Here is a 24934-nt window from a genome sequence, read left to right as displayed (position 1 = left end):
TGTGCTTTACTCATCGTACCACCTTAAAACATAGAGAATAATAATGAATAAAGAAATGTTGATTGAACAAGTTGGGGCGTTGTTTGTAAATAATATGCCTTTTAACCAGTTTTTAAAAATAGCGGTGGAGTCGCTTAGTACTGAACAAGCTAAAATCTCCTTTCCTTGGCAAGATGTGTTAATAGGCAACCCCGCGCAAAAAATTCTCCATGGCGGGGTTATTTCGGCAGTACTTGATAATGTGGGTGGAATGCTTGCTGCCGCCAGCGTTATAGGAAAACTAGACGATGCAGATTTACCCAGTGTACATAAAAAGCTAGCCACACTGGGGACCATAGATTTACGCACCGACTATTTACGCCCAGGTAAAGGCGAGGTGTTTATTGCTAGTGCTAAACTGATTCGCTCAGGAAATAAAGTATGCGTGTGCCGAATGGAGTTGCACAACGAGCAGTCAGTACAAATTGCTTTTGGAACGGGCACGTATTTAGTTGGCTAAAAAGTGAGAGGGGGTTAAACTTACGGCCTTTTAAATCACCAAGTGGTTATTATGTCGATTGATACCGAGCAGCGAAAGGGCGCCATTTTTGCCTGCCTCGCTTTTTTTATGTGGGGCCTAGCACCTATTTATTTTAAGATGATCCAACATGTGTCAGCATTTGAAATTTTAATGCACCGTGTTATTTGGTCAGTGGTGTTTCTTATTGTGGTAGTGAGTGTGCTGAGCTACTGGGATAAAATTAAACGCATTTTAATCCAACCTAAACTTATTTTAATGTTAGTTGTTACCTCTACCTTACTGGGATTTAACTGGGGGTTGTTTATATGGGCCATTAATAACAACTACATGCTAGATGCCAGTTTAGGCTATTATATTAATCCTTTGTTAAACGTACTGCTTGGCATGGTGTTTTTAAACGAGCGGTTACGTAAGTTGCAAGGTGCTGCTGTTGCCTTAGCTTTTACGGGCGTGTTGTTACAGCTAATTAGCTTTGGCTCATTTCCAGTGGTGGCTTTTTCGTTAGCGACATCTTTCGCGTTATATGGCTTATTACGTAAAAAGCTACAGGTTGATGCTTTGCCTGGGATTTTAATCGAGGCATTAATATTATTACCAGTTGCACTGACCTATTGGTGGTTAATGGTGCCGACCGAAACCTCTAATTTACCAGCGAATGATTGGCTAACTAATACATTGTTAGTGAGTGCGGGCATAGTGACTACGCTGCCATTGCTATGTTTTACTGGCGCGGCTAAGCGATTGCAATATACAACACTTGGGTTTTTTCAGTACATAGGCCCTAGCTTAATGTTTATTTTAGCGGTGGTGTTTTACGGTGAAGTGTTTGATGCTGAACGGGTAATTACCTTTGCGTGCATTTGGAGTGCACTGGCTATTTTTAGTTGGGATTCATACCATCAGTCGCGTAAACGTAGAAAAGCAGCCATTGTCGCCTCAGGTGTGGTTTAGTTAAACTAAACCACTTTATTACGCCCCGACTCTTTGGCTTTGTAGAGCTTTAAGTCGGCTTGTTTTAATAACTCGTCAATCTGATAGGTTTTACTGTTGCTGAAGCCTATCGACAGCGTGAACTTGATGTTTGCTTGGCTAAATTCATGGCTGTTAAGCTCAATAAATAATCGAAAACTTTCTAGTCGTTTTAGTGCTTCTTGTTCGGTCAGTTCAGTAAAAAACACCGCAAATTCTTCTCCGCCTAAACGGGCAACCAATTGATTTTCGAAGTACTTATTAAAACACACCGCAAGCCCTTTAAGCACTTCATCGCCGGCATCATGGCCATAGGTATCGTTAATCGCTTTAAAATGATCAATATCAAGCATAGCTAACATGGCTGGTGTTTCTGCCTTTTTTAACTGCTTTAACGACTTATTAGCCTCTTCGAAAAAGTAACGACGATTAGGAAGTTTAGTTAAATAGTCGGTATTGGCTTGTCGCTTTATGGTGGCTATGTGTTCTAGCATATCGACGTTTTGGCTTAACCGGCAGTAAAACTCTTCACTATTAAAAGGTTTATACAAATAATCATTTGCCCCATTTTTTAGAAATAAGGCAGATAAATTAGACGACGTAGCACCTGAAATTCCAATAATAGCTTTTTCGTCATTACTATAAATACGCCTAATTTCATTGCACAGCTCAACACCGCCCATGTTAGGCATTTCTTTATCGGTAATAATTACAGCGATATCTGGCGTGTTTTCAAGCTCTTTGAGCGCCTCTAAGCCATCGGCTGCTTGTAATACTTGGTATTTATGACGTGTTAATAAACTACATATGTATTGGCGTGTTGACGCTGAATCATCAACAACCAGTACTTTTATCTGTTTATTGCGAGGTAGGCGGTAAAGCTGCTTTTCTAAATATTCGTAAGCTTGTTTATTGCCTTTGATAATGTAATCAATAATAGGGTATTTTTCGACGGTGTCGCGAGTTTGTTTATCAATATTGCCCGTCATAACTATGGTGGGGATATCTGCTGCAACCGTGCAGGGAACCGCTTCCCCTCGCGGGGCATCGGGCAATATAAAGTCAACGATCGCGCAAAAGTAAGCGTGCTCACTTATTAGCTCTTTAGTCTCAGCTAGCGACTGAGCGATATCAACCTCATAGCCCGCTTTTTGCGCGATATGCTTTTGCACTCGCGCAATTGCGGGTGTGTCTTCAACAATAAGTATTCTGTGCGTCACGTAACAGCCCTGTTTAAAATTTTGCAAAAGTGTTTGCTTATACAAGTTGTAACTGCTAAAACGCCAAAAAGCAACTATTGTAATGACTTATAAATTGTCAGCCTCAGAATAATAATCTTGGCTGATTGGTGTTGGCCCTGAAATTTTTGAGCGACCAAATAATGTATGAAATTTTGTTTTGCAGGTTGTTAACTTTAAGTATTTAACCCATGCTCGCTCAATTGGGTTACTTGGCTCAATTATGCCACTGACCGCATTTACAAATTGTTGCTGATATTCGTTTTGTGGCTCAATTGTTTTGTTATACAGACTTTTTAAAACAACACCGTGCTGTTCTAAAATACTTGCCTCTAACAGGGTAAAATGTCCGCTGCGGCTAAATCCGCGTGGAAAGTTTTGATCATCATAAAACTGACGTTGACTAACAAATGCTTGACGAAGTAGTGAAATATCATTGCTCATAGCTGTACCCTCATACCAATTATTAGCTGGAGTATGGGACATAATTGCTATTTTTTTAAACAAAAAATTTTTATCGTGAGGATAAAAAATTGGACATAGATTTATTAAAAACATTTGTCGAAGTGGTGCGTACTCGCCATTTTGGTAAAGCGGCAGAAAACCTATACATAACGCAGTCTGCGGTGAGTTTTCGAATTCGTCAATTAGAGCAGGGATTAGGCGTGAATTTATTTATTCGCCAGCGTAATAATATACAACTAACGGCCCCTGGTGAGCGCTTATTACCGCATGCGCAAATGATTATAACCGGTATGCAAAGAGCCAAAGTGGATGTTGCACTTGCAGATAATATGCATAAGCAAATCAGCTTAGCAGGGACTCCTAATATTTGGGATGCTTTTTTACAGTTTGGTATTACAAATATTGTATCGGCTATGCCTGGTGTATCTTTGGTGGCGGAGGTAAAAGCACAACAAGAAAGTACTCGCTTATTGTTGGAACGCACGCTTGATTTAGCCATTTTGTTTGATCCGCCAAAAGTGGATGAACTTGTGGTTGAACGTATTTGTGAACTGCCTATTATTCCGGTGAGTGGTTACGATACGGCAACCAGTGATAACTTCTTTGATAATCAATATGTGTATGTTGATTGGGGAACCACGTTTTCTCTTTGGCATGCGCGTCAGTTTACCGGTAAAACACCGCCTTATTTTAGAACTAGTACTGGGCGTATAGCGCTTGATTTAATACTGCAATGCGGTGGTAGTGCGTTTATTCCACAAGTATTAGTTAAAGATCATTTGGAAAAAGGCGAACTTTTTCATGTTAAAGGGGTAGAAAATACCTCAAGAGATGTATTTGTTGCCTATCATAGAGATAACGAACAGAAAGAGTTAATTGAAACCTTAGTTAATTTGTTGTCGCAAATGACACCCAGTTTATTGAAACAAAGTAAGTAGTGATCAGGCCGTATTTTAGTTACATGTTATTTTGATTTCATAATTAATGCAGTTTTATTAACTTAAAAAGACAAAAATATGTCTTTTGTAATATTTTTGTCATTTAGTGGTGACACACTGCTGCTGTTTTAAAAATTAGCCTATTGTGATTATCGAGGAAATAACATGAAATTTGTAAAATCGAGCTTGTGCTTAGCCTTACTTAGTGGTTTATCTTTTAATGCGCTTGCAGAAGTAGATATTTACGGCAAAGCGAATGTAACCGTTCAGTCATCTGATGATGGTGAAGGATCGTTTACTGAAATTAAAAGTAATGCATCTCGTTTCGGACTTAAAGGGTCTGAAAAAATTTCAGACGGTTTAGAAGCTGTTTATAAGTTTGAATTTCAGGTTGATGTGTCTGACGCTGACTCAAAAGGCGATAAAGATAATATTTCAGCGCGTAATCAATATGTAGGTTTTAAAGGCGGATTTGGTCAAGTTGTAATAGGCCGTAATGATACAGCATTGAAACAGTCACAAGGTAAAGTAGACTTATTTAGCGACCTTGAAGGTGATATTAAAAATATCTTTAAAGGTGAAAACCGTTTAGGTAACTCAGTATCTTACGCTTCAAACAGCTATGAAGGCTTTAAAGTATTAGCGTCATTTATTGCAGAAGACGACGTAGATGCTAAAAATGGTTACTCAGTGGCGTTAACTTACGGTGATGCAGGCCTTAAAAAGAGCGCAGTATATGCTGCTATTGCTGCTGACAGCGAAGTGAACGGCTACGATGTAGTACGTGCAACAGTACAAGGTAAAATTGAAGATTTTAGACTTGGCGCTATGTACCAAACACAAGAAAAAGTAGACGGCAGCGCAGAAGCTGATGGCTATTTAGTGAATGCAGCTTACCTAATGGGTAGTAACACTTTTAAAGTTCAATACCAAGCAATGGACTTTGATGGCAGCGATGATAAAAGCGCTGTAACAGTGGGTGTTGATCATAAGCTAAACAAAAACCTTAAAGTGTTTGGCTTTTACTCAAGTTTTGATATGGACAACAACGTTGACCAAGATTACCTAGGTTTAGGTATGGAATATAAGTTTTAACTAATACTTAGTTAAAACACTCCCTTTTAACCGCACTCAGTTGAGTGCGGTTTTTTTTGCTTTAAATTATTTACTTATCTGCGCATAATAGCCAAGCATTTGGAATGAGGTGAAACTCCTCAACTATTCCCGTAACTGTGATCAGTTTTACTGTAAGTCAGATACAAGTGCCTTAAAACTTCATATAACGAGCGGGTTAACTCATTTTCTTTTTAGTACTTGTTGTACTGAGTGTGGGTTTTTCCTGCCTAGGATAATTTTTTGCACACTCAAACCTCTAAACAAACAGCGCTTTTAACCGTAAATAATGTCTCTTGGCGAGTGGGTAATACCTTAATCCTTAAGCATATTAATGTGAGTATTGAGCGTGGCAAGTTTGTTGGCTTAATTGGTCCTAATGGTGCGGGGAAATCGAGTTTACTACGTTGCTTATATCGATTTAATCAGCCATCAGCAGGCGAGGTTAAATTTAATAATACCGATATTTGGCAACTAAAAAGCGAAGACTACGCTAAGCAGGTTGCTGTTGTGCTACAAGAAACACCGTCGCAATTTAACCTTTCGTTATTCGACGTGGTTGCGTTAGGGCTTACGCCACATAAAACTTTATTTAGTACGACGACTCAGGCGGATAAACAAAAAATAGCTCAAGCTATTAGTCACGTGGGGCTTGAATCTCATAGCACTCAACTATTTGATTCGTTGTCAGGCGGTGAAAAGCAACGAGCCTTTATTGCCCGCGCTATTGTGCAGCAACCACAACTTCTTATTATGGATGAACCGACCAGTCACCTTGATGTGAAATATCAAATTCAACTTATGGAGCTGGCTAAATCTTTAGGTATTACGGTGTTCGCGTCATTTCATGACTTAAATTTAGCCGCAGCCATGTGCGATGAGTTAGTGGTTATTAAAAGCGGAGAGATTGTAGATGCAGGTAAGCCAAATAAAGTGGTCACCGAGCAGATGCTGGATGAGGTGTTTGGTGTTTGTGCTCAAGTGAGCACTCACCCTCAAGCAACAATTAAAGGTGAGGCTATTCCTCATATTACTTATTATTATGGATACCAATAATATGACGGCCTTTTCTAACCATGCCGTTGCATTAATCGCTGCGCTATTATGCGCACTATTGAGTTTATTTATCGCACTAAGTTTTGGTGCGGTACCTACGTCGCTCGCAGATGTATACCAAAGCTTAACCTTTTCAAACGAGGCTTCATTTACCAGCCGCATTATTATTGAATTAAGAATGCCACGTACTTTGTTGGCTTTTTTAGCCGGTAGTGGCTTAGCGATTGCAGGTTTAATACTACAAACAGTCACCCGTAATCCCTTAGCTGATCCTTATTTATTTGGTATTTCGTCTGGTGCTTCATTAGGGGTGGTTATATTAATGTCCTTGGTAGGAGCTGGGGCGGGTATTGCACTATCTGGGGCGGCATTAACCGGCAGTTTAGTGGCGATGGGGTTATTAATTTTAATTGCAGGTAGCCAGCGCAACGCTCAAGTTGAGTCGATGTTATTGGCAGGGGTGGCCTTATCATTTTTATTTAGTGCTTTTACTAGTTTGTTACTTTATTGGAGCGATCCACAAGCAGTCGCGGCTATTTTATTTTGGACTTTAGGTAGTTTTGCTAGAGCACAGTGGCAGTCGCTGCTGTTACCTGCCTTAGTCATTATGGTATGTACAATAATCATGTTGGGTTTTAGGCGCCAGCTTAATGCGATGTTGTTAGGCGATGAAAGCGCGACAACGCTTGGTGTTAGGGTGCATCGCTTTAGAATTTTAATGCTTATTTTAAGCTCGTTGATCACGGCCGTATTGGTTGCTAACTGTGGCGGAATTGGCTTTGTTGGCTTAATGGTGCCGCACATAGTGCGCTTTTTTATCTCTCAAGGTAGCCGTGTTGGGTTATTAATGACCGGATTAGTCGGGGGCATATTTATGGTATGGGTCGATGTGCTTGCTCGTTCACTATTAAGCAACCAAGAGCTGCCAATCGGGGTGATCACGGCGGCTATTGGCAGTCTATTCTTTTTAAGTATATTGTATTTTCGTAAGCGCCAGCTGGTGGGTAAATAATGAAAACATTAATGGTACAAGGCACTACTTCCGATGCGGGTAAAAGTACCTTGGTTGCAGCGCTTTGCAGAGTGTTTGCTAATCAAGGCGTTAATGTTGCGCCATTTAAACCGCAAAACATGGCGCTTAATAGTGCCGTAACGCATGATGGCGGTGAAATTGGTAGAGCACAAGCATTACAAGCCGTTGCAGCAAAAGTAGCACCTGAAATAGACTTCAATCCCATATTACTCAAACCCAATAGTGATACCGGCGCACAAGTAATTATTCATGGCAAAGTTATTAGCAATATGGAAGCCGACTCTTACCATGACTATAAAAAAGTGGCTATGGATGCGGTATTAACCTCACATAATCGTTTAGCTAAACGCTTTGATTTATTGCTGGTTGAAGGGGCTGGTAGCCCAGCTGAAATTAACCTAAGGGCAAACGATATTGCCAATATGGGCTACGCCGAAAAGGTCGATTGTCCGGTTATTATTATTGCCGATATTGATAAAGGGGGCGTGTTTGCTCACCTAGTAGGAACTTTGGCGCTATTAAGCGAGTCAGAGCAAGCACGGGTAAAAGGCTTTGTTATTAATCGTTTTCGTGGTGACATTAGCCTATTACAAGGCGGGTTAGATTGGCTTGAAGAGTACACAGGTAAACCTGTGTTAGGGGTGTTACCCTACCTACACGATTTAGCTCTTGATGCCGAAGATGCCGTTGCCATAGATAATAATGTGACCGAAGCCAGCATTAATATTGCGGTACTGCTGGTGCCTCATATTAGTAACCACACTGATTTTGATGCACTGCGATTGCACCCAAATATAAATATAAACTATGTGCGTCATACTCAAGCGATTCCATCCGTTGACTTAATCATTATGCCTGGCAGTAAAAATGTACTTAGTGATTTGGTATTTTTAAAAAATGAAGGCTGGGATCAGCAAATTAAACGCCACTTACGTTATGGTGGCAAAGTACTGGGTATTTGCGGCGGTATGCAAATGTTAGGTAATACTATTAGCGACCCCAATGCGGTGGAATCATCATTAGGGCAAATGGCTGGGTTAGCACTTAGTGATTTTGATACCACATTAGGTGAACAAAAAGTGCTAAGCCAAGTAAACGCCACTATTAGTTTAAACCAGCAGCAGGTTGCTTGTCAGGGTTATGAAATACATGCTGGGATCAGTAAAGGTAAGGCGCTCAATAAACCACTTATTCACTTTAATAAACACCCCAATGGCTTTACTACGGATGGTTTTATTAGTGACGATAATGCCATTGCCGGTACTTATTTACATGGCTTGTTCGACAACGCAGCTACTACGGAGCTGCTATTAAAGTGGCTAAAACCAGACAGTGACATTAATGCCATCAGCATTAATGAGCATCGCGAACGCCAGTTAGAACGGCTCGCTGATATGTGCCAAACACATTTAAATATTGAACAAATTATTAAAATTTACCAAGGACATAACAATGACTGAATCAACAAACGACAAGCACCAACAGCGCCAGCAAAAAGTAAAAGAACAGGTTGATGCTCGTGTAGCAGCAGCACAGCAAGAAAAAGGTATTTTTCAGGTTATTACCGGTAATGGCAAAGGTAAATCAACCTCTGGTTTTGGTGTGGTTGCACGTTGTGTTGGTCACGGTAAAAAGGCGGCCGTGTGTCAGTTTATTAAAGGTACGTGGGAATGTGGTGAACGTAATTTACTGCAAGGTGCAGGGGTCGAATTTGCTGTTATGAACACTGGTTTTACTTGGGATACGCAAAATAAAGAGGCCGATACTGCGGCAGCGCAAGCAACATGGCAAGAGTCAAAGAGGATGCTAAGCGACAGCAGTATCGACGTGGTATTACTTGATGAGCTCACCTATATGGTGACTTATGGCTATGTCGATCTCGATGAGGTTGTTGCTGCAATTAGCAACCGACCTGCAATGCAATCGGTAATTATTACTGGCCGTGCTGCGCACCGTACCTTAATTGAACTGGCCGATACGGTAAGTGAAGTACGAAATGTAAAACATGCATTTGAGTCGGGCGTAAAAGCACTAAAGGGCTTTGATTACTAATGTTAAAACGCATTGTTGTTGGGCTGATATTGTTTGCCGTTAGTGCACCCCAAGCCTTAGCCGACAAGCCGCTTCGTATTGTGGCTCTAGCGCCACACATAGTCGAAAATTTATATGCCATTGGTGCTGGTGATTTAATAGTGGGTACGCTGGATTACGCAGATTACCCACAAGAGGCGACTAAAATTGAGCGTATTGGTGGCTATAATGGCATTTCTATCGAAAAGTTACTCATACTAAAACCTGACATGGTCATTGCGTGGAAAAGCGGTAATCAGGCAGAAGATTTAGCACAAATAAAGCGACTAGGGATTGAATTGCATTTAAGTAATCCACGCTCAATTGAAGGCGTTGCGAAGGAAATACTAAAACTAGGTCAATTAACGGGTCGTATTGAGCAAAGTAAAAAGGTAGCAGAGGCATTTACAGTTAAGCTCAACGCGATTAGAGCCACGCAGCAAAATAAAACCACGCTTTCTGGGTTTTATCAGTTGTGGCCTGAGCCTATGATGACGGTATCAAAAAATACCTGGATAAATCAGTTAATCGAAACCTGCCAAGTAACCAATGTATTTGCTGACAGCGACACAGATTATCCACAAATCAGCATTGAAAACGTAATAGTCACCAAGCCACAAATTATTATTATCCCTAATGAAAAGTCAAAACGGGTAATACCTACAGTTAATTGGCAGCAATGGCCTGAAATTCCGGCGGTTAAATATAAGCAATTTATTAGCGTTAACGCGGATTTATTACATCGTTTTTCTCCTAGAATGCTTGATGGATTAGCACAAATGTGTGACAAAGTTGAGGTATCTAGAAAACTTATTAAGAGTCAATTATGAGCAACTGGTCATCTTTTTTAAACCATGAACTTAGCCAAGCATATATGCAGCAAACCCTTGAATATGTTACGAATAAACGAGCTGAAGGCATTGCTGTATACCCACCAGAACCGCAGGTGTTTAGCGCATTTGATGCAACTCCACTTAGCGACATTAAAGTGGTTATATTAGGTCAAGACCCTTACCATGGAGAAGGGCAAGCGCATGGCTTGTGTTTTTCTGTATTGCCTGAAGTTAAAAAGCTCCCGCCTTCACTTAAAAATATTTATAAAGAGTTAGTGACTGACATTAATGGTTTTATTACGCCAGAGCATGGCTATTTACAAAGCTGGGCAGATCAAGGTGTGTTTTTGCTTAATACCGTACTAACAGTAGAGCAAGGGCAAGCCCATTCCCATAAACATTTAGGTTGGGAGCAATTTACCGATAACGTAATTACTCATATAAATGAGCATTGCCAAGGAGTGGTGTTTATTTTGTGGGGCGCACATGCACAAAAAAAAGGTAAAAGCATTGATCGCCAGCGCCATCATGTATTGTCTGGGCCGCACCCTTCACCGCTTTCTGCGCATCGCGGATTTTTTGGCTGTCAGCACTTTTCAAAAACCAATGAACTGTTAATAGCGCAAGGAGCACAGCCCATTAATTGGCAAGTATAGGGTAATTGGTATTAAAAAAGGCTTTCATAAATGAAAGCCTTTTTAGTTGCTGTTGTTGATTAAAACTCTAATTCATCAATAGCAATACTATCAGCAAAATAGTCGAGCTCCTGTAGTTCTTTGCGCAAACGTTGCTTATCTTTTATTGCTTCTATTTCGCGCCATTTTCTTTTTTTATTTTTTTGAGAGGTTTTTTTCGATGTATCAGAACCTTCTAATATCTCTATTATTTCGTTTAGGCTATCCATTGATTATCTCCTATTGACCACTTTTTGAACCTCGGCAGTATCTATACCACAGCTATTAATAAAATAGAATATAAATGTGACGAAACTGTTACTGATGGGTGGTGTTTTGATGAAGATCAATACAAAAAGAACGTAAATGGGGACAAGTCGAGTATTTAAAGTAAATCGCAGACATAAAAAAACGCCGCTAAAAGCGACGTTTTTAAACTCATTAAACAGCGATTAGTTACATCGCTTTAAAGCGTGCTTCTAGTTGCTCTTGCGCATCTGCAAATGAGCGAATACCTTCAGCTAGTTTTTCAGTCGCCATAGCGTCTTGGTTATGTAACCAACGGAACTGTGCTTCGCTAAGTGGCTCAGGTTTTGGCTCTTTAGCAATATCGCTCTCTAGTAAGTACTCTTGTGCGTCTTCTAAATTACCTAGCTCTTCTAAAAGATTAGGGCTAATTGTTAGCTTATCGCAGCCTGTAAGGGCAATGATTTCACCGGTGTTACGAAAGCTTGCGCCCATAACAACAGTTTTGTAATCGTGACGCTTATAAAACTCAAAAATACTACGCACCGATTGTACACCCGGGTCTTGAAGCGGGTCGGTTGGTTTTTCCATACCGTTTGCTACGTGCCAATCTAAAATTCGGCCAACAAATGGCGAAATTAAAAATACGTTTGCATCAGCACAGGCGCGCGCTTGGGCATCGCTAAATAAAAGCGTTAAGTTACACTTAGTGCCTTCTTTTTCTAACTGTTCTGCGGCTTTAATGCCTTCCCACGTTGACGCTACTTTAATTAAAATCTTGTCTTTGCTTACGCCTTCTTTTTCGTAAAGGCTCAATAGCGTGTGTGCTTTATTAATTGTTGCTTGGGTATCAAATGATAAACGTGCATCAACTTCAGTAGAAATATAACCCGGTACAATTTCACTAATTTCTTTACCAAGTAATACTGCAAAATAATCACAAGCCAGCTCTAGCTGTTTTGCAGGCTGCTGCTCGGTTTCTTTTGCATACTGCCATGCTTTATCTAGATAAGGTTTGTAAGCTTCAATCTCACTCGCTTTTAAAAGTAGCGATGGATTGGTAGTCGCATCTTCAGGTTGATGTTTTTTTATGGCTTCTATGTCGCCCGTGTCGGCCACGATAGAAGAATGTTGTTTAAGCCTTTGTAGAGCGCTAGTCATTTGCTTTTCCTCATTCCAAGCAAGTTAAAAGAAAATCTAAACTACCTTAATATAGCTATACTGCAACAGTGTGACAATGCTTGATAGGTCTTATGTCCTTATCAATAAAAAAACGGTAACGGTTGAGTTTTAGGTAGGATAATTTTAAACAAAACGTGCTTTTCGTTTCATTTAATGTTGAAATTGACATTAAATAATTTACAAGTCAATAGCTAACTATGATCACTGTTATTTCACCAGCAAAGAATCTTGATTACGACACGCCACCCGCAACAGATAAGTTCACTCAACCTGAATTACTTGAGCACAGCGAAGCGCTCATGAAAGTATGCCGTGAACTAACTCCTGCGCAAATTGGCAGTTTAATGAAAATTAGCGATAAACTCGCAGGCCTTAACGCAGCGCGTTTTAGTGAGTGGGCGCAACCGTTCACTACCGATAACGCTAAACAAGCGGTGCTTGCCTTTAATGGCGATGTATACGGCGGTTTAGACGCCGACACCCTAACGGCTAAGCAACTTGATTATGCTCAAGATCATTTACGTATACTCTCGGGTTTATACGGGTTATTAAAACCACTTGATTTAATGCAAGCCTACCGCCTAGAAATGGGTACAAAGCTTGAAAACAGCCGCGGTAAAAACTTATATGAGTTTTGGGGCAGTATTATTGCTAATAAACTTAACGACGTTTTAGCGGCACAAGATGCACAATACTTAGTTAATTTAGCGTCTAACGAATACTTTAAAGCGGTAAATAAAAAAGCGCTTAACGCACACATTATTACCCCACACTTTAAAGACTGTAAAAATGGCCAATATAAAGTGATTAGCTTTTACGCTAAAAAAGCGCGCGGCATGATGGCACGTTACATTATCGAAAACCAAGTCACGCAACTAAGTCAGCTTAAAGAGTTTACCGTAGCCGGTTATTACTTTAGCCCAGAGGCAACCACTAAAGAACTTGAACCGGTATTTTTGCGCGAAGAGCAAAGCTAACACACTTTTTTAAAGTGTTTAATAAGCCATGCATTGCATGGCTTTTTATTTTGGCGCTATTTTTGCAAACCTTAGGTTATTAACCCAAACTAAGGTATAAGATAAATGCTCTCAATTCCCTCAATTACAGAAGCCGAAAAACTTATAGAAGAGAAGCTCGGTGGCTGGTTTGATGTTGTTATAAGTCATATCCCAAACTTTATCGTTGCAGTAATTATTGCGATTATATTTTCATTTATAGCCCGCCTAGCAGGCAAAGGAATGAAAAAAGTATTGCGTCGCTCCCTCGATTCTACCCAAATTGCCGACTTAATGGCCTCTATATTTAAAGTTATTGTTTTGAGTGTTGGGGTCTTTATTGCCCTTGATTTTATGGGTTTAAAAAGTACCGTTACGTCATTGCTTGCGGGTGCAGGTATTGTTGGTCTCGCTATTGGTTTTGCTTTTCAAGATATGACCGAAAACCTAATTGCGGGTATTGCCATGGGTATTCGCAAACCGTTCAAAGCGGGTGATGTTATCGAGACCGATAATGTATTTGGTTCAGTGCATTCAATTAACTTGCGCAACACGCTAATAGAGAGCTTTTACGGGCAGTTGATACTGGTTCCTAATAAAATACTATTTAGAAATGTACTGCGTAATTACAGCACTTTAGGAGTCAGAAGAATAGAAGTACCAGTAGGTATTTCTTACGCCGATGACATAGAGAAAGCCAGTGAGGTCATAGTCGATAAAATTAACCAACTTGACTTTGTGATCCGTAAAAATGAGACCGCGGTATACGCAGAGGGCTTTGGTGATAGCAGTATAAACTTACTGGTATGGTTTTGGATTAAATACCCTGGCGAGCCCGATTTTATGACGGTGCGTCACAAAGGGGTTGTGGCTGTTAAGCAAGCGCTCGATGCGGCAGATATAAGTATTCCGTTTCCTATTCGTACCCTTGATTTTGGTATTAAAGGCGGTGAAAAGCTCGATGCCATGATAAGCGAAAAAATAAGCCACCACTCGGCTAAAAAGTGAAAGCAAGGACAACAATAGATTAAACTAGATTGAGTAAATTGATTGGGAAATAATTTCCCACTTGCAGCGCGTTTTTACACAGGCTGATGCGCTGCACTCTTTTATGTAAGCCATTATTTAAATTTATTTTTATGCAGATATTTATTTTGCACAATAAAAAACGCAGCGTGTTTAAGCAACACGCTGCGCTTACTAAAAATTTAATTCACAAAGGTCAACAGACCTTAAATAATAGCGATATTATTTTTAATGCGTTTAACCCCATCCATATTTTCTAAAAACTTTTGTGCAAGAGCACGTTCAAAACCGTTTTTAGCTTCGCCTTTGAGTTCAACGTCACCGTTATTAACGCGTACGTTTAAATTTTCTAATTCTAAATTTGGATTAGTACGTAACTCATGAGTAATAGATTGTTGTAAATTAGGTTGTGTGGCCACACTACTCACTACTGCTAAATGCGTTGCTGCACTGACGTTAAAAGCAGAGGCTAATAAAAATAAACAACAAAACGAAATAAAACCGATAGTAAATTTAATGCGACTCATAACTATATCCTTAGTGTGTTACTAAAAAGCAACGCCGTTACTCGGCGTTTTAATACTCATATACTGTTAGGGGTTACAAGTTTCATTCCAAATTTAACCAATTGAAATTATTGGTTATTTTGTTAAGTGGTTATTCAGCTAAGTAGTTTTTACATATTACTTTGAATTGCTTACTCACTGTTTTAATAAAATTAATATAAGTCATAAAAAAGCCGACAGACGTCGGCTAAATTAAACAAGTTAGAAAACAAAGGTTACTTTTTCTTTTTAACCTTGGCTTTTTTCTTTGCTTTCATTTTTACTGGATCTTTACGCTTTTTAACCGGTGGCTTAGCTTCTTTATGCTTCGGCTCTAATCCTTTAAATACACGGCGTTTAAGCTTCTGCTCTATGTAACGTTCTACTTTGTAAAGAATACCAATGTCGTGCGCTTCAATTAGTGAAATCGCTATGCCTTTTTTACCTGCACGACCTGTACGGCCAATACGGTGTACGTAAACATCTGCAGTGCGCGGCATATCAAAGTTAATTACATGGCTTATATCTGCTACATCAATACCGCGCGCAGCGACATCGGTCGCGACTAAAATGCGAGTTTTGCCACTGTGGAAATTTTCCATCGCTTTCATGCGTTTATCTTGTGGCATTTCACCACGCAGCCACGCAGCTTTAACGCCGTTATTGGTTAGTTCACCAATAAGGGTTTCAAGACGCTCACGGGTTTTTACAAACACAATCGCTTTACTAACATCAGGGCCATTTAAGGTGTTAACTAATAGCTCAAGTTTATGATGGTAATCGTCGGCTAAATGAACCCATTGGTGTATTTTAGCTTTTTCTTTGCGTGATGATTCGGCTTCAAGTAGAGCAGGGTCGTTTAAAATACGCTCTGCAAACAACTCTACGCTGTCACCTTCAAGGGTGGCTGAGAATAAAAAGCACTGACGGCGATTTTTAGCTTCATCACAAATACGCAGCATTTCTTTACGAAAACCCATGTCGAGCATGCGGTCGGCTTCATCAAGAATAAGCATTTCTACGTTTTCTGCGTGGAAGTTTTCAGTTTCCAAATACTCCATTAAACGCCCAGGTGTGGCGATTAAAATGTCGTTATTATTTTCAAAAATTTCTTTGTGTGTACCGTAGTTAATACCGCCGGTAACCACCCCAATTTTTAAGTGGGTTTGCTTTGCAAGTAACTCACATTGTTCATGAATTTGATAAGCAAGCTCGCGAGTTGGGGTCATAATTAATACCCGTGCAAAGCCCGGATCACGACGCGGGAAATCCATTAAATATTGAATTGCTGGAATTAAAAATGCCGCCGTTTTACCCGTACCTGTTGGTGCAGACGCTAAAATATCGCGCCCTTGCAACGCCTCAGGAATGGCTTGTTGTTGAATGCTAGTGGGGGTTTCAAAACCCATTTTATTAATAGCATTAAGTAGCTTATCATCAAGATCAAATTCAGAAAATTGCATAGAGTGTCAAAAATAGGGGACAATTGCCGTTAATTATACGCACTTAAACCTACTTGGTGAATGAAAAGGTGAAAAAATGTCTGGTTTTGCATTTAAACAATTTAAGGTTGAGCACGACCAGTGCGCCATGAAGGTCTCTACCGATGGTATTTTACTCGGGGCATGGGCTGATTTAAACGGTGCAAGTTCGTTATTAGATATTGGCACAGGCACGGGGTTACTGGCGTTAATGTGTAAGCAACGAGCGCCACATTTAAAAGTGAGTGCGGTTGAGGTTGATGAAGCCGCCTACCAGCAAGCTTTACAAAACTGCCAGCAAAGCCCTTGGCCAGACATTAATATTTATCACCAGTGCGTTCAGCAGTTTGCGCCTGAGACTAAGTTTGATTGCGTTATAGCTAATCCGCCTTATTTTAATCACAGTTTAAAAAGTGATAATGCAGCGCGAAATGCCGCTCGCCATACTGATGGTTTAAGCTTTGCAGAACTCATTGCTGCGTTTATACGCTTAACGCATAAACAAGCACGTTTTAATTTAATTTTGCCTAGCGAAGAGGCGCAGTTATTTATAACCTTGGCGCAGCAGCAAGGGCTGTATTTAAACGCGCATTGCCAAGTACAAGCAACGGCGCATAAATCTTTTACTCGCAGCTTAATGACCTTTAGCTATGAGCAAAGCGAAGTAAGCACAACTCAGTTATGTATAAGAGCCGATGATAATAGCTATACCTCACAGTATCAGGCGTTGTGCCGCGAATTTTATTTAAAAATGTAGCGCGTTCTGGGTGTTTAAACAGTTTTGCATCTGGTTGTTTATTGTTACTATGGCTTAATTAATCGCTAATATAGTAACGCAATGAATTTATTGAATAAAAAAAGAGCTAACTCGCTGTTGATGGGATTTTTGGTCGGCAGTATTTTTGCCTCATTTAAGTTATTAGCTAACCCCACACCGGTTGGGCTTTGGAAAACAATTAATGAAGACACCAAAGAAGCAAAGTCGTACGTGCGTATTACTGAGCAAGATGGTGTACTGACTGGCAAAATTGAAACAATACTCAATAAAAATAAGCAAGATGCACTTTGCACCGAGTGTGATGGTGATAAAAAGAATCAGCCGATGTTGGGTATGACCATTATTGAAGGTGTCACTTATGCGGGTGATGGTAGTTGGGAAGACGGTGAAATACTCGACCCCAATAATGGTAAAACCTACAGCGTGCGCCTAACTTTGCAGCAAAATGGTGAACAGTTAGAAGTGCGTGGTTATGTGGGCTTTTTCTACCGTAATCAATATTGGTTAAAAGTAGAATAGTTAAGGATTAAAAAGCGCTGCATAGCAGCGCTCTTTGCACGCTGAGTTATAGGGTTTCAGCGTACTCTGTCATCACTTGTTCTACCCAAGTGGCAATACGCTCGTCGCTTAGCTCGTACTGACTGTCTTCGTCTAATGCTAAACCTACAAATTGTTTACCGTCTTCGGTAAGGGCTTTAGACGCTTCAAATTCGTAATTACTGTCGTTAGGCCAAAAGCCAAGTTGAGTAATGGCTTGAGCATTTATTTCATCGTGCAACATACCTAACGCATCTTGAAACCACTGGCCATACCCTTGCTGATCGCCCATACCAAATAAGGCGATAGTTTTACCATTTAGGTCAACGTCTTTTATGTCGTCCCACTTTGATTCCCAATCTTCTTGAATTTCCCCAAAGTCCCACGTAGAAATACCAAAAATGATAAAGTCATATTGCTCAGCGTTTTTAAGCGGCTCGTCTTTAATATTATGTAAGCTGACAATGTCGGCGCCAATAATATCGCGTATTTTTTCTGCCGCCATTTCGGTATAGCAGGTAGTAGAACCAAAAAATAAACCAATCTGCATCGTATTTATCACTGTGTAATTGCCTGTTATGATAGGCTCAAGTTTACCGTAAGGTATTTTTAATTGATACCTTCTCCCGTGGTATTACCAACATGAGATCACAACGTGACAACGCTATCTGACGATTTACCTGAACAAAATACTGAGCTAAGCAGCAATAGCGACTTTTTAGAAACCTTTTTAGATAGCCTCTATTTAGAGCAAGGCGTAAGTGAAAACACACTGAGCGCTTATCGCAGTGACTTAGATAAGTTTTGTCAATTTTTAAAAGGCGAAAACTTAATGACGGTAACCAGCTTAGATGTTGAAAGTTACCTGGCACATCGTGTTGATTTGGGGTTAAAGCCACGCAGTACTGCGCGCAGTATTAGTGCATTAAAACGTTTTTATCAGTATTTTGTACGCGAAAAAATAATTAGCGACTCACCTATGGTTAATATTGCTCAGCCTAAAGCGGGGCAGTCGTTACCAAAAACGCTTTCTGAGGCCGAAGTAGAGGCGCTATTAAGTGCCCCCAATATAGAAGAAGCAATGGGATTGCGCGACAAAGCCATGCTAGAGCTCTTGTATGCAACAGGCTTGCGGGTAACTGAGCTGGTGGGGCTGAGAATGGAGCAAATAAATTTGCGCCAAGCTGTGGTGTTTGTAAAAGGTAAAGGAAACAAAGAGCGGTTAGTGCCTTTAGGTGAAGAAGCTATGTATTGGCTCGAGCAGTTTTTAAAGCTCGGGCGCGCACAAATGATAAAACACGCCACCGATTTTGTATTTCCTTCTAAACGAGGGGTAGGCATGACACGACAAACTTTTTGGCATCGGATTAAACACTATGCTATTTTGGCATCCGTTGAGTCGCCGTTATCACCCCATACCTTGCGACATGCATTTGCAACGCATTTATTAAATCATGGGGCTGACTTGCGTGTGGTGCAGATGATGCTTGGCCACAGCGACCTATCAACTACCCAAATTTATACGCATGTAGCGAATGAGCGATTAAAATCGGTGCATGCTGAGCATCATCCTCGTGCTTAAGCGAATTTTTTTGTCACTAAGCCGGTCATATAGACACGATAAGATAAGTATTTTTAGGATAGAGAACCCGTTATGAAAAAATTAATGTTAGCAGGTGCCATGTTGTGCACTAGTTTGAGCGCTTTTGCTAATAGCGTTGCAGTCACTCCGGATGCTACAGATCCTATCGTGACAAAATTTGCCGCGCTAGGGGTAACTGTTAAACAAATTAACCCAAGCCCAGTTGCAGGCTTAAAAGAATTGATCACTAATAAAGGGGTACTATATGCAAGCCCAGACGGTCAATTTTTAATGCAAGGCACACTAATCGATTTAAACAACCGTAGTAATTTGACCGAGCAAGCACTTAACGGTGTGCGCCAATCAGGGTTAAAAGAATACGAAGATTCAATGATCGTGTATAAAGCGCCAGAAGAAAAACACAGCATTACCGTGTTTACCGATATTAGCTGTGGTTACTGTCGTAAATTACACCGTGAGCTTGATGACCTACTTGAATCGGGCATTACGGTTAAATACCTAGCGTTTCCACGTGGTGGCCTACAAGGGTCAGGTTATGCTGATTTAATGAATGTATGGTGTGCTAAAGATCAGCAAGGAGCACTTACTGAAGCTAAATCGGGTGCAGATACACAAATTGTAAAAGGCTGTAGCGCCCCTGTAGCAGAGCATTACCAATTAGGCCAAAGTTTTGGTATTAGTGGTACACCGGCTATTATTTTAGAAGATGGCACCATGATCCCAGGCTACCAACCAGCAGCCGCATTAAGCGCTGCGCTTGAGGCCAACAAAGCAGGTTAATTAAAAACCTGAGTAACTGTCTAAAAAGGCCTTTATGGCCTTTTTTTGTCTTTTTGCTATGAACATCATAAGTTAAAAACCAGCATGAAAAAAATGATCATCGCGCGAGAACCCGTTGACGACTCTCACCTACCAAGTCATCTACACCCTGTTATTAAGCAAATTTATGCCACGCGTAACGTCTGCCATGCTGATGAATTAAATAATAGTGCGGCCACTTTACTCGACTTTAAGTTATTTAAAGATATAGACAAAGCTAGCCAGCTGTTAATTGATGCACTGCATGCACAAAGCAAAATACTTATTGTTGGCGACTTTGACGCCGACGGCGCAACCAGCACTGCCACCTTAATGCAAGGGCTAGCCATGTTTGGCTTTACCCATTTAGATTACTTAGTGCCAGACCGCTTTAGTCTAGGTTATGGTTTAAGCCCAGCATTGGCTGAGCAAATAGTGACTATTCAGCCTGATTTAGTGATCACCGTAGATAACGGGATTTCGTGTGTTGCAGGCATTGATATTGTTAAAGCCGCAGGCATTAAAGTGCTGGTTACAGATCACCACTTACAAGGCGAGCAACTGCCTAATGCCGATGCTATTGTTAATCCTAACCGCCATGACTGTGATTTTCCCTCTAAGTCGATAGCCGGTGTTGGTGTGGCGTTTTATTTACTTATCGCACTGAGAAGTGCGCTGCGTGAACAAGGCTACTTTAACCAACATCCTATGCCGAATATTGCTGATTTGCTTGATATTGTAGCGCTAGGTACGGTGGCCGATGTGGTGGCACTGGATGCAAATAACCGTACGTTAGTACATCAAGGGCTGGCTCGAATTCGCAGCGGTAAAACTCGCCCAGGCATTACCGCACTGATTGAAGTAGCTAATCGCAATGCGGCTCGTTTAAGTGCCAGCGATTTTGGCTTTTCATTGGCGCCACGTTTAAATGCCGCAGGGCGTTTAGATGACATGAGTTTAGGTATAGCCTGCTTACTCAGTACCGACATAAATCAAGCTAGGCGCATAGCTGGCGAGCTTGATAGCTTAAACTTTGCCAGACGTGAAATAGAGCAAGGTATGCAAGTAGAGGCGCAAGCCGTGCTCGATAGATTGGCATTTAAAGAAGACAGTGTGCCTGATGCTATTTGTTTGTATCAAGACGATTGGCACCAAGGCGTTATTGGTATTTTAGCGGGGCGCTTAAAAGAAAAATACCATCGCCCAACCGTGATATTTGCCGGTGGCGAAAATGGTGAAATTAAAGGCTCATGTCGCTCTATTGAAGGCTTGCATATGCGCGACCTACTAGAGGGATTAAACACTGCGCAGCCTGGTTTAATTAATAAATTTGGCGGCCACGCAATGGCGGCAGGTTTAAGTATTAACGAGCAGCAATTTGCTGAGTTCAAACGCGCGTTTGATAGTGCGGTTAGCGAGCAACTCAGCGAAGAAAGTAAACGCTGTATTGTATTTACCGATGGTGAGCTACCTAATGATTGCTTTAGCATGGATTTTGCCCAGCTTTTAAAACAATCGGGCCCGTGGGGGCAGCAGTTTCCTGAGCCGATATTTGAACACACCTTTGAAGTAATCCAGCAGCGTATTGTGGGTGAAAAACACTTAAAGCTAGTATTAAAGCATCAGTCTGCACGCTTAGTGGATGCCATTGCCTTTGGGATTGATGTAAAAGCGTGGCCAGATACCGAGGCGCAGTTTGTTAAAGTAGCGTATCAGCTCGATATAAATGAATTTAGAGGTAAATTTAGCTTACAACTTATAGTTAGAGAGCTTGAAAAAGTGGGCTAAAAAATATCTTCAAACCATGCATAAAAGGCTAATAAAACGCGCGGTTTTTTGTTAAAATCGGGCGTTTTTATTATTTAATGATTTTTAATTGCGCTCGGTCTCTTTTTTAAGTGCGCAATAACCTAGCCATTTTGGAGTAATGTACATGTTTGAAGTGAATCCTGTGATTAATCAAATCAAGGAAATTCGCGAACGTACTGAACTGCTTCGGGGGTACCTTTGACTACGCTCTTAAACAAGAACGTTTAGAAGAAGTTAACGCCGAACTTGAAGATTCAGCCGTATGGAATGAGCCTGAGCGCGCACAAGCCCTTGGTCGTGAAAAGTCAGCACTAGAAGCCGTGGTTGAAACCATTGACACATTAGTAGCCGGTACTGACGACGTTGAAGGTTTAGTAGAGCTTGCTGTTGAAGCTGAAGATCAAGACACCTTTGATGAAGCACAAAGCGAACTAGCTGATTTAAACCAGCAGCTTGAAGGGCTCGAGTTTCGTCGTATGTTTTCAGGTACTCACGACTCAAACGATGCTTACCTTGATTTACAGTCAGGCTCTGGCGGTACTGAAGCACAAGACTGGTGTAATATTTTACTGCGTATGTACTTACGCTGGGGTGAAGCTAAAGGCTTTAAAGTAGAGCTAGTTGAAGCGACCGATGGTGATGTTGCTGGTATTAAAGGCGCAACGGTACGTTTTTCTGGCGAATACGCTTATGGTTGGTTACGCACTGAAACAGGCGTACACCGCCTAGTTCGTAAAAGCCCATTTGATTCAAGTGGCCGTCGTCATACTTCGTTTGCATCTGCGTTTGTTTACCCAGAAGTTGATGACAACATTGAGATTGATATTAATCCGTCTGACTTACGTATAGACGTTTACCGTGCATCAGGCGCGGGTGGTCAGCACGTAAATACCACTGAATCGGCAGTACGTATTACCCACGTACCAACCAACACCGTGGTGCAATGTCAAAACGAGCGTTCACAACATAAAAATAAAGCCCAAGCAATGAAGCAATTAAAAGCGAAATTATTTGAGCTTGAGCTACAACAGCAAAATGCTGAAAAGCAAAGCCAAGAAGACAACAAGTCTGATATTGGCTGGGGAAGTCAAATTCGTTCATACGTACTTGATGACTCGCGTATTAAAGATTTACGTACTGGCGTTGAAAACCGTAACACACAAGCGGTACTCGATGGCGACCTAGATAAATTTATTGAAGCCAGCTTAAAATCTGGTTTATAACCACCAAGCTAAAAAAGAGCTAAAAAATGACTGATCAAATCCAAGACGAAAATAAGTTAATCGCTGAGCGTCGCGGCAAATTAGACGCTATTCGCGAAAATTGCCCAGCCAACGGTCATCCAAACCAATTCCGTCGTGAGCATTACACGGCAGATTTGCAGGCTGAGTTTGGTGATAAGAGTAAAGAAGAGTTAATCGAATTACAGTATGTAGTATCGATTGCCGGTCGTATTCTTGCTAAGCGTGGTCCATTTATGTCTATTCAAGATATGAAAGGCCGTGTACAAGTTTACGCATCAAAAGACGTTCAAAAAGATTTAAAAGCAAAATATGGCCAACTCGATATTGGCGATATTATTGGTGTTAAAGGTCCGCTTAATAAATCGGGTAAAGGCGATTTATACGTAGATATGGCTGAGTACGAACTACTGACTAAGTCACTTCGCCCGCTACCAGAAAAATTCCATGGCTTATCAGATCAAGAAACTAAATACCGTCAACGTTATGTTGATTTAATTACTAACGAAGCAACGCGTGAAACATTCCGTATTCGCTCACAAGTGGTTGAAGGTATTCGTCGCTTTTTAGCAGACCGCGACTTTATGGAAGTAGAAACGCCAATGCTACAGGTTATCCCTGGTGGCGCATCGGCACGTCCGTTTGTAACTCATCATAATGCGCTTGATATCGACATGTACTTACGTATTGCGCCTGAGCTTTACTTAAAGCGTTTAGTCGTTGGTGGTTTTGACCGTGTATTCGAAATTAACCGTAACTTCCGTAACGAAGGGTTATCAACGCGTCACAACCCAGAATTCACTATGATTGAGTTCTACCAAGCGTACGCTGACTACATTGATTTAATGAACATCACCGAAGATATGTTACGTACAGTAGCAACTAACGTATTAGGTAGCCCAATTGTGGTTAACACCACTAAAGATGAAAACGGCGACGTTGTTGATTCAGTAGAGTATGACTTTGGTCAACCGTTCACACGTTTAAGCATGGCAGATGCTATCTTAAAATATAACCCTGAGTTTGATGCTGCGGTATTTAACGACCCAGAAAACCACTTTGAAGAATTAAAAGCGTACGCTAAACAAGTACACGTTAAAATTCCTGAAAACTGCGTATGGGGCCCAGGTAAGTTCTTATGTGAAATATTTGAAGAAACGGCTGAGCATATGCTTATCCAACCGACATTTATTACTGGTTACCCGTGGGAAGTATCGCCATTGGCACGTCGTAACGACGAAAACCCATTTGTAACTGACCGTTTTGAGTTTTTTGTTGGCGGACGTGAGCTTGCAAATGGTTTCTCAGAGCTTAACGATGCACAAGATCAAGCTGAGCGCTTTACTCGCCAAGTTGAAGAGAAAGACGCCGGTGATGATGAAGCAATGCATTACGATGAAGATTACATTCGCGCACTTGAGTATGGTTTACCACCTACGGCAGGTGAGGGCATTGGTATTGACCGTTTAGTGATGCTATTTACTGACTCATCAACTATCAAAGATGTTATTTTATTCCCGCACATGCGCCCACAAGCTGACTAAGCTTGAAGGAATAAACTAAAAAATTATTAACGCCGCTAATTAGCGGCGTTTTTTTTGCCCTATTGTTTGTGAGACATTGCTTAAACTTTCCATTAGGGCTTTTAATTAATAAGTACTACACTGATAATGAAGTGTAAGTATAAAGGGGTGTTAACTCTTAATTCAGTTTCATTATCATAAAGTTGGCCGACTGCTTAGTAACATAAAAGCAGTACTATAACTTTTTGGTATGATTGTTTT

General features: G+C 40.8%; 26 protein-coding genes and 1 riboswitch. Of the genes, 19 read left to right on the top strand and 7 right to left on the bottom strand.

Annotation, left to right across the window (positions count from 1 at the left end):
* The first annotated feature begins 43 nt into the window (after positions 1–43).
* Together BW139_RS01590 and rarD are read left to right on the top strand one after the other, a co-directional pair.
* Positions 44–499: a thioesterase family protein gene (locus tag BW139_RS01590; protein WP_076918432.1), complete on the top strand. Its 456-nt coding sequence runs from the start codon at positions 44–46 to the stop codon at positions 497–499.
* Positions 500–550: 51 nt separating this feature from the next.
* Complete coding sequence (rarD, locus tag BW139_RS01585; RefSeq protein WP_076918471.1) at positions 551–1471, top strand: EamA family transporter RarD; 921 nt, start codon at positions 551–553, stop codon at positions 1469–1471.
* A gap of 5 nt (positions 1472–1476) precedes the next feature.
* Here the strand turns inward: rarD and BW139_RS01580 are convergent, their stop codons facing one another.
* Both BW139_RS01580 and BW139_RS01575 read right to left on the bottom strand, forming a co-directional pair.
* The gene (locus BW139_RS01580) at positions 1477–2709 is read right to left on the bottom strand and encodes a response regulator (protein ID WP_076918470.1); all 1233 of its coding nucleotides are present in this window, start codon (positions 2707–2709) and stop codon (positions 1477–1479) included.
* Positions 2710–2796: 87 nt separating this feature from the next.
* Positions 2797–3171: a DUF413 domain-containing protein gene (locus BW139_RS01575; RefSeq protein WP_008467764.1), complete on the bottom strand. Its 375-nt coding sequence runs from the start codon at positions 3169–3171 to the stop codon at positions 2797–2799.
* A gap of 89 nt (positions 3172–3260) precedes the next feature.
* Here BW139_RS01575 and BW139_RS01570 point away from each other — a divergent pair, with 89 nt between their 5' ends.
* From BW139_RS01570 to ung, 8 genes are all read left to right on the top strand, one after another.
* Positions 3261–4130, top strand: coding sequence for a LysR family transcriptional regulator (locus BW139_RS01570; protein WP_013465823.1), 870 nt, complete (start codon positions 3261–3263; stop codon positions 4128–4130).
* Between the two features lie 165 nt (positions 4131–4295).
* Positions 4296–5225 carry a porin gene (locus BW139_RS01565; protein WP_076918431.1) on the top strand — a complete coding sequence of 310 codons (930 nt, stop codon included), beginning with the start codon at positions 4296–4298 and terminating at the stop codon, positions 5223–5225.
* 57 nt (positions 5226–5282) lie between these two features.
* Positions 5283–5413, top strand: a riboswitch (cobalamin riboswitch).
* A 73-nt stretch (positions 5414–5486) separates the two neighbouring features.
* Positions 5487–6299 carry an ABC transporter ATP-binding protein gene (locus BW139_RS01560; RefSeq protein WP_076918430.1) on the top strand — a complete coding sequence of 271 codons (813 nt, stop codon included), beginning with the start codon at positions 5487–5489 and terminating at the stop codon, positions 6297–6299.
* Position 6300: 1 nt separating this feature from the next.
* Entirely contained in the window at positions 6301–7311 is a 1011-nt protein-coding gene (locus BW139_RS01555) for an iron ABC transporter permease (RefSeq protein ID WP_076918469.1), read from the top strand.
* Entirely contained in the window at positions 7311–8792 is a 1482-nt protein-coding gene (locus BW139_RS01550) for a cobyric acid synthase (protein WP_076918429.1), read from the top strand. Before BW139_RS01555 ends, BW139_RS01550 begins: the two co-directional genes overlap by 1 nt.
* Positions 8785–9384, top strand: a complete 600-nt coding sequence (gene cobO, locus BW139_RS01545) for a cob(I)yrinic acid a,c-diamide adenosyltransferase (RefSeq protein ID WP_076918428.1) — start codon at positions 8785–8787, stop codon at positions 9382–9384. The genes BW139_RS01550 and cobO overlap by 8 nt, the downstream gene beginning before the upstream one ends.
* Positions 9384–10232 (top strand): cobalamin-binding protein, encoded by an 849-nt coding sequence (locus BW139_RS01540; RefSeq protein ID WP_076918427.1) that lies wholly within the window; start codon positions 9384–9386, stop codon positions 10230–10232. The genes cobO and BW139_RS01540 overlap by 1 nt, the downstream gene beginning before the upstream one ends.
* The gene (gene ung / locus BW139_RS01535; protein ID WP_008467778.1) at positions 10229–10891 is read left to right on the top strand and encodes a uracil-DNA glycosylase; all 663 of its coding nucleotides are present in this window, start codon (positions 10229–10231) and stop codon (positions 10889–10891) included. Before BW139_RS01540 ends, ung begins: the two co-directional genes overlap by 4 nt.
* Before the next feature lie 59 nt (positions 10892–10950).
* Here the strand turns inward: ung and BW139_RS01530 are convergent, their stop codons facing one another.
* Positions 10951–11139, bottom strand: a complete 189-nt coding sequence (locus tag BW139_RS01530) for a DUF3545 family protein (RefSeq protein ID WP_008110646.1) — start codon at positions 11137–11139, stop codon at positions 10951–10953.
* 226 nt (positions 11140–11365) lie between these two features.
* Positions 11366–12316, bottom strand: coding sequence for a transaldolase (gene tal, locus BW139_RS01525; protein ID WP_008110647.1), 951 nt, complete (start codon positions 12314–12316; stop codon positions 11366–11368).
* 218 nt (positions 12317–12534) lie between these two features.
* Here tal and yaaA point away from each other — a divergent pair, with 218 nt between their 5' ends.
* Complete coding sequence (yaaA, locus tag BW139_RS01520; RefSeq protein ID WP_076918426.1) at positions 12535–13314, top strand: peroxide stress protein YaaA; 780 nt, start codon at positions 12535–12537, stop codon at positions 13312–13314.
* Positions 13315–13419: 105 nt separating this feature from the next.
* Positions 13420–14340: a mechanosensitive ion channel family protein gene (locus BW139_RS01515; protein ID WP_076918425.1), complete on the top strand. Its 921-nt coding sequence runs from the start codon at positions 13420–13422 to the stop codon at positions 14338–14340.
* A 224-nt stretch (positions 14341–14564) separates the two neighbouring features.
* Here the strand turns inward: BW139_RS01515 and BW139_RS01510 are convergent, their stop codons facing one another.
* Together BW139_RS01510 and srmB are read right to left on the bottom strand one after the other, a co-directional pair.
* Entirely contained in the window at positions 14565–14885 is a 321-nt protein-coding gene (locus BW139_RS01510) for a BON domain-containing protein (protein ID WP_008467785.1), read from the bottom strand.
* Between the two features lie 254 nt (positions 14886–15139).
* Positions 15140–16366 carry an ATP-dependent RNA helicase SrmB gene (gene srmB, locus BW139_RS01505; RefSeq protein ID WP_076918424.1) on the bottom strand — a complete coding sequence of 409 codons (1227 nt, stop codon included), beginning with the start codon at positions 16364–16366 and terminating at the stop codon, positions 15140–15142.
* 76 nt (positions 16367–16442) lie between these two features.
* Here srmB and BW139_RS01500 point away from each other — a divergent pair, with 76 nt between their 5' ends.
* Together BW139_RS01500 and BW139_RS01495 are read left to right on the top strand one after the other, a co-directional pair.
* Positions 16443–17141, top strand: coding sequence for a tRNA1(Val) (adenine(37)-N6)-methyltransferase (locus BW139_RS01500; protein ID WP_008110657.1), 699 nt, complete (start codon positions 16443–16445; stop codon positions 17139–17141).
* A gap of 81 nt (positions 17142–17222) precedes the next feature.
* Complete coding sequence (locus BW139_RS01495) at positions 17223–17681, top strand: DUF2147 domain-containing protein (RefSeq protein WP_076918423.1); 459 nt, start codon at positions 17223–17225, stop codon at positions 17679–17681.
* Between the two features lie 46 nt (positions 17682–17727).
* Here BW139_RS01495 and fldB read toward each other — a convergent pair whose 3' ends face one another.
* Complete coding sequence (fldB, locus tag BW139_RS01490; RefSeq protein WP_008467792.1) at positions 17728–18249, bottom strand: flavodoxin FldB; 522 nt, start codon at positions 18247–18249, stop codon at positions 17728–17730.
* A 105-nt stretch (positions 18250–18354) separates the two neighbouring features.
* Here fldB and xerD point away from each other — a divergent pair, with 105 nt between their 5' ends.
* From xerD to lysS, 5 genes are all read left to right on the top strand, one after another.
* The gene (xerD, locus tag BW139_RS01485; RefSeq protein WP_076918422.1) at positions 18355–19281 is read left to right on the top strand and encodes a site-specific tyrosine recombinase XerD; all 927 of its coding nucleotides are present in this window, start codon (positions 18355–18357) and stop codon (positions 19279–19281) included.
* A gap of 72 nt (positions 19282–19353) precedes the next feature.
* The gene (gene dsbC / locus BW139_RS01480; protein ID WP_076918421.1) at positions 19354–20082 is read left to right on the top strand and encodes a bifunctional protein-disulfide isomerase/oxidoreductase DsbC; all 729 of its coding nucleotides are present in this window, start codon (positions 19354–19356) and stop codon (positions 20080–20082) included.
* 84 nt (positions 20083–20166) lie between these two features.
* Positions 20167–21888, top strand: a complete 1722-nt coding sequence (gene recJ / locus BW139_RS01475) for a single-stranded-DNA-specific exonuclease RecJ (RefSeq protein ID WP_076918420.1) — start codon at positions 20167–20169, stop codon at positions 21886–21888.
* 145 nt (positions 21889–22033) lie between these two features.
* A protein-coding gene (gene prfB / locus BW139_RS01470; protein ID WP_131691647.1) for a peptide chain release factor 2 occupies positions 22034–23132 on the top strand; the annotation gives its coding sequence in 2 pieces (ribosomal slippage) (positions 22034–22108 and positions 22110–23132; 1098 coding nt in all).
* Positions 23133–23158: 26 nt separating this feature from the next.
* Complete coding sequence (lysS, locus tag BW139_RS01465; protein WP_076918419.1) at positions 23159–24694, top strand: lysine--tRNA ligase; 1536 nt, start codon at positions 23159–23161, stop codon at positions 24692–24694.
* Positions 24695–24934: the final 240 nt, after the last annotated feature.

The sequence above is a fragment of the Pseudoalteromonas sp. SK18 genome, assembly GCF_001974855.1.
In the GTDB taxonomy this organism is placed as follows: domain Bacteria; phylum Pseudomonadota; class Gammaproteobacteria; order Enterobacterales; family Alteromonadaceae; genus Pseudoalteromonas.
Note: the sequence above shows the minus strand (reverse complement) of the source record. Positions and strands in the feature narration are given on the sequence as shown.

Coding starts and splice junctions, on each gene's coding strand:
- BW139_RS01510 (WP_008467785.1), bottom strand. CDS start 14,885: ATGAGTCGCATTAAATTTACTATCGGTTTTATTTCGTTTTGTTGTTTA.
- cobO (WP_076918428.1), top strand. CDS start 8,785: ATGACTGAATCAACAAACGACAAGCACCAACAGCGCCAGCAAAAAGTA.
- BW139_RS01530 (WP_008110646.1), bottom strand. CDS start 11,139: ATGGATAGCCTAAACGAAATAATAGAGATATTAGAAGGTTCTGATACA.
- BW139_RS01575 (WP_008467764.1), bottom strand. CDS start 3,171: ATGAGCAATGATATTTCACTACTTCGTCAAGCATTTGTTAGTCAACGT.
- dsbC (WP_076918421.1), top strand. CDS start 19,354: ATGAAAAAATTAATGTTAGCAGGTGCCATGTTGTGCACTAGTTTGAGC.
- BW139_RS01540 (WP_076918427.1), top strand. CDS start 9,384: ATGTTAAAACGCATTGTTGTTGGGCTGATATTGTTTGCCGTTAGTGCA.
- srmB (WP_076918424.1), bottom strand. CDS start 16,366: ATGCAATTTTCTGAATTTGATCTTGATGATAAGCTACTTAATGCTATT.
- ung (WP_008467778.1), top strand. CDS start 10,229: ATGAGCAACTGGTCATCTTTTTTAAACCATGAACTTAGCCAAGCATAT.
- BW139_RS01555 (WP_076918469.1), top strand. CDS start 6,301: ATGACGGCCTTTTCTAACCATGCCGTTGCATTAATCGCTGCGCTATTA.
- fldB (WP_008467792.1), bottom strand. CDS start 18,249: ATGCAGATTGGTTTATTTTTTGGTTCTACTACCTGCTATACCGAAATG.
- BW139_RS01495 (WP_076918423.1), top strand. CDS start 17,223: ATGAATTTATTGAATAAAAAAAGAGCTAACTCGCTGTTGATGGGATTT.
- yaaA (WP_076918426.1), top strand. CDS start 12,535: ATGATCACTGTTATTTCACCAGCAAAGAATCTTGATTACGACACGCCA.
- BW139_RS01500 (WP_008110657.1), top strand. CDS start 16,443: ATGTCTGGTTTTGCATTTAAACAATTTAAGGTTGAGCACGACCAGTGC.
- BW139_RS01590 (WP_076918432.1), top strand. CDS start 44: ATGAATAAAGAAATGTTGATTGAACAAGTTGGGGCGTTGTTTGTAAAT.
- BW139_RS01550 (WP_076918429.1), top strand. CDS start 7,311: ATGAAAACATTAATGGTACAAGGCACTACTTCCGATGCGGGTAAAAGT.
- lysS (WP_076918419.1), top strand. CDS start 23,159: ATGACTGATCAAATCCAAGACGAAAATAAGTTAATCGCTGAGCGTCGC.
- tal (WP_008110647.1), bottom strand. CDS start 12,316: ATGACTAGCGCTCTACAAAGGCTTAAACAACATTCTTCTATCGTGGCC.
- recJ (WP_076918420.1), top strand. CDS start 20,167: ATGAAAAAAATGATCATCGCGCGAGAACCCGTTGACGACTCTCACCTA.
- rarD (WP_076918471.1), top strand. CDS start 551: ATGTCGATTGATACCGAGCAGCGAAAGGGCGCCATTTTTGCCTGCCTC.
- BW139_RS01565 (WP_076918431.1), top strand. CDS start 4,296: ATGAAATTTGTAAAATCGAGCTTGTGCTTAGCCTTACTTAGTGGTTTA.
- BW139_RS01515 (WP_076918425.1), top strand. CDS start 13,420: ATGCTCTCAATTCCCTCAATTACAGAAGCCGAAAAACTTATAGAAGAG.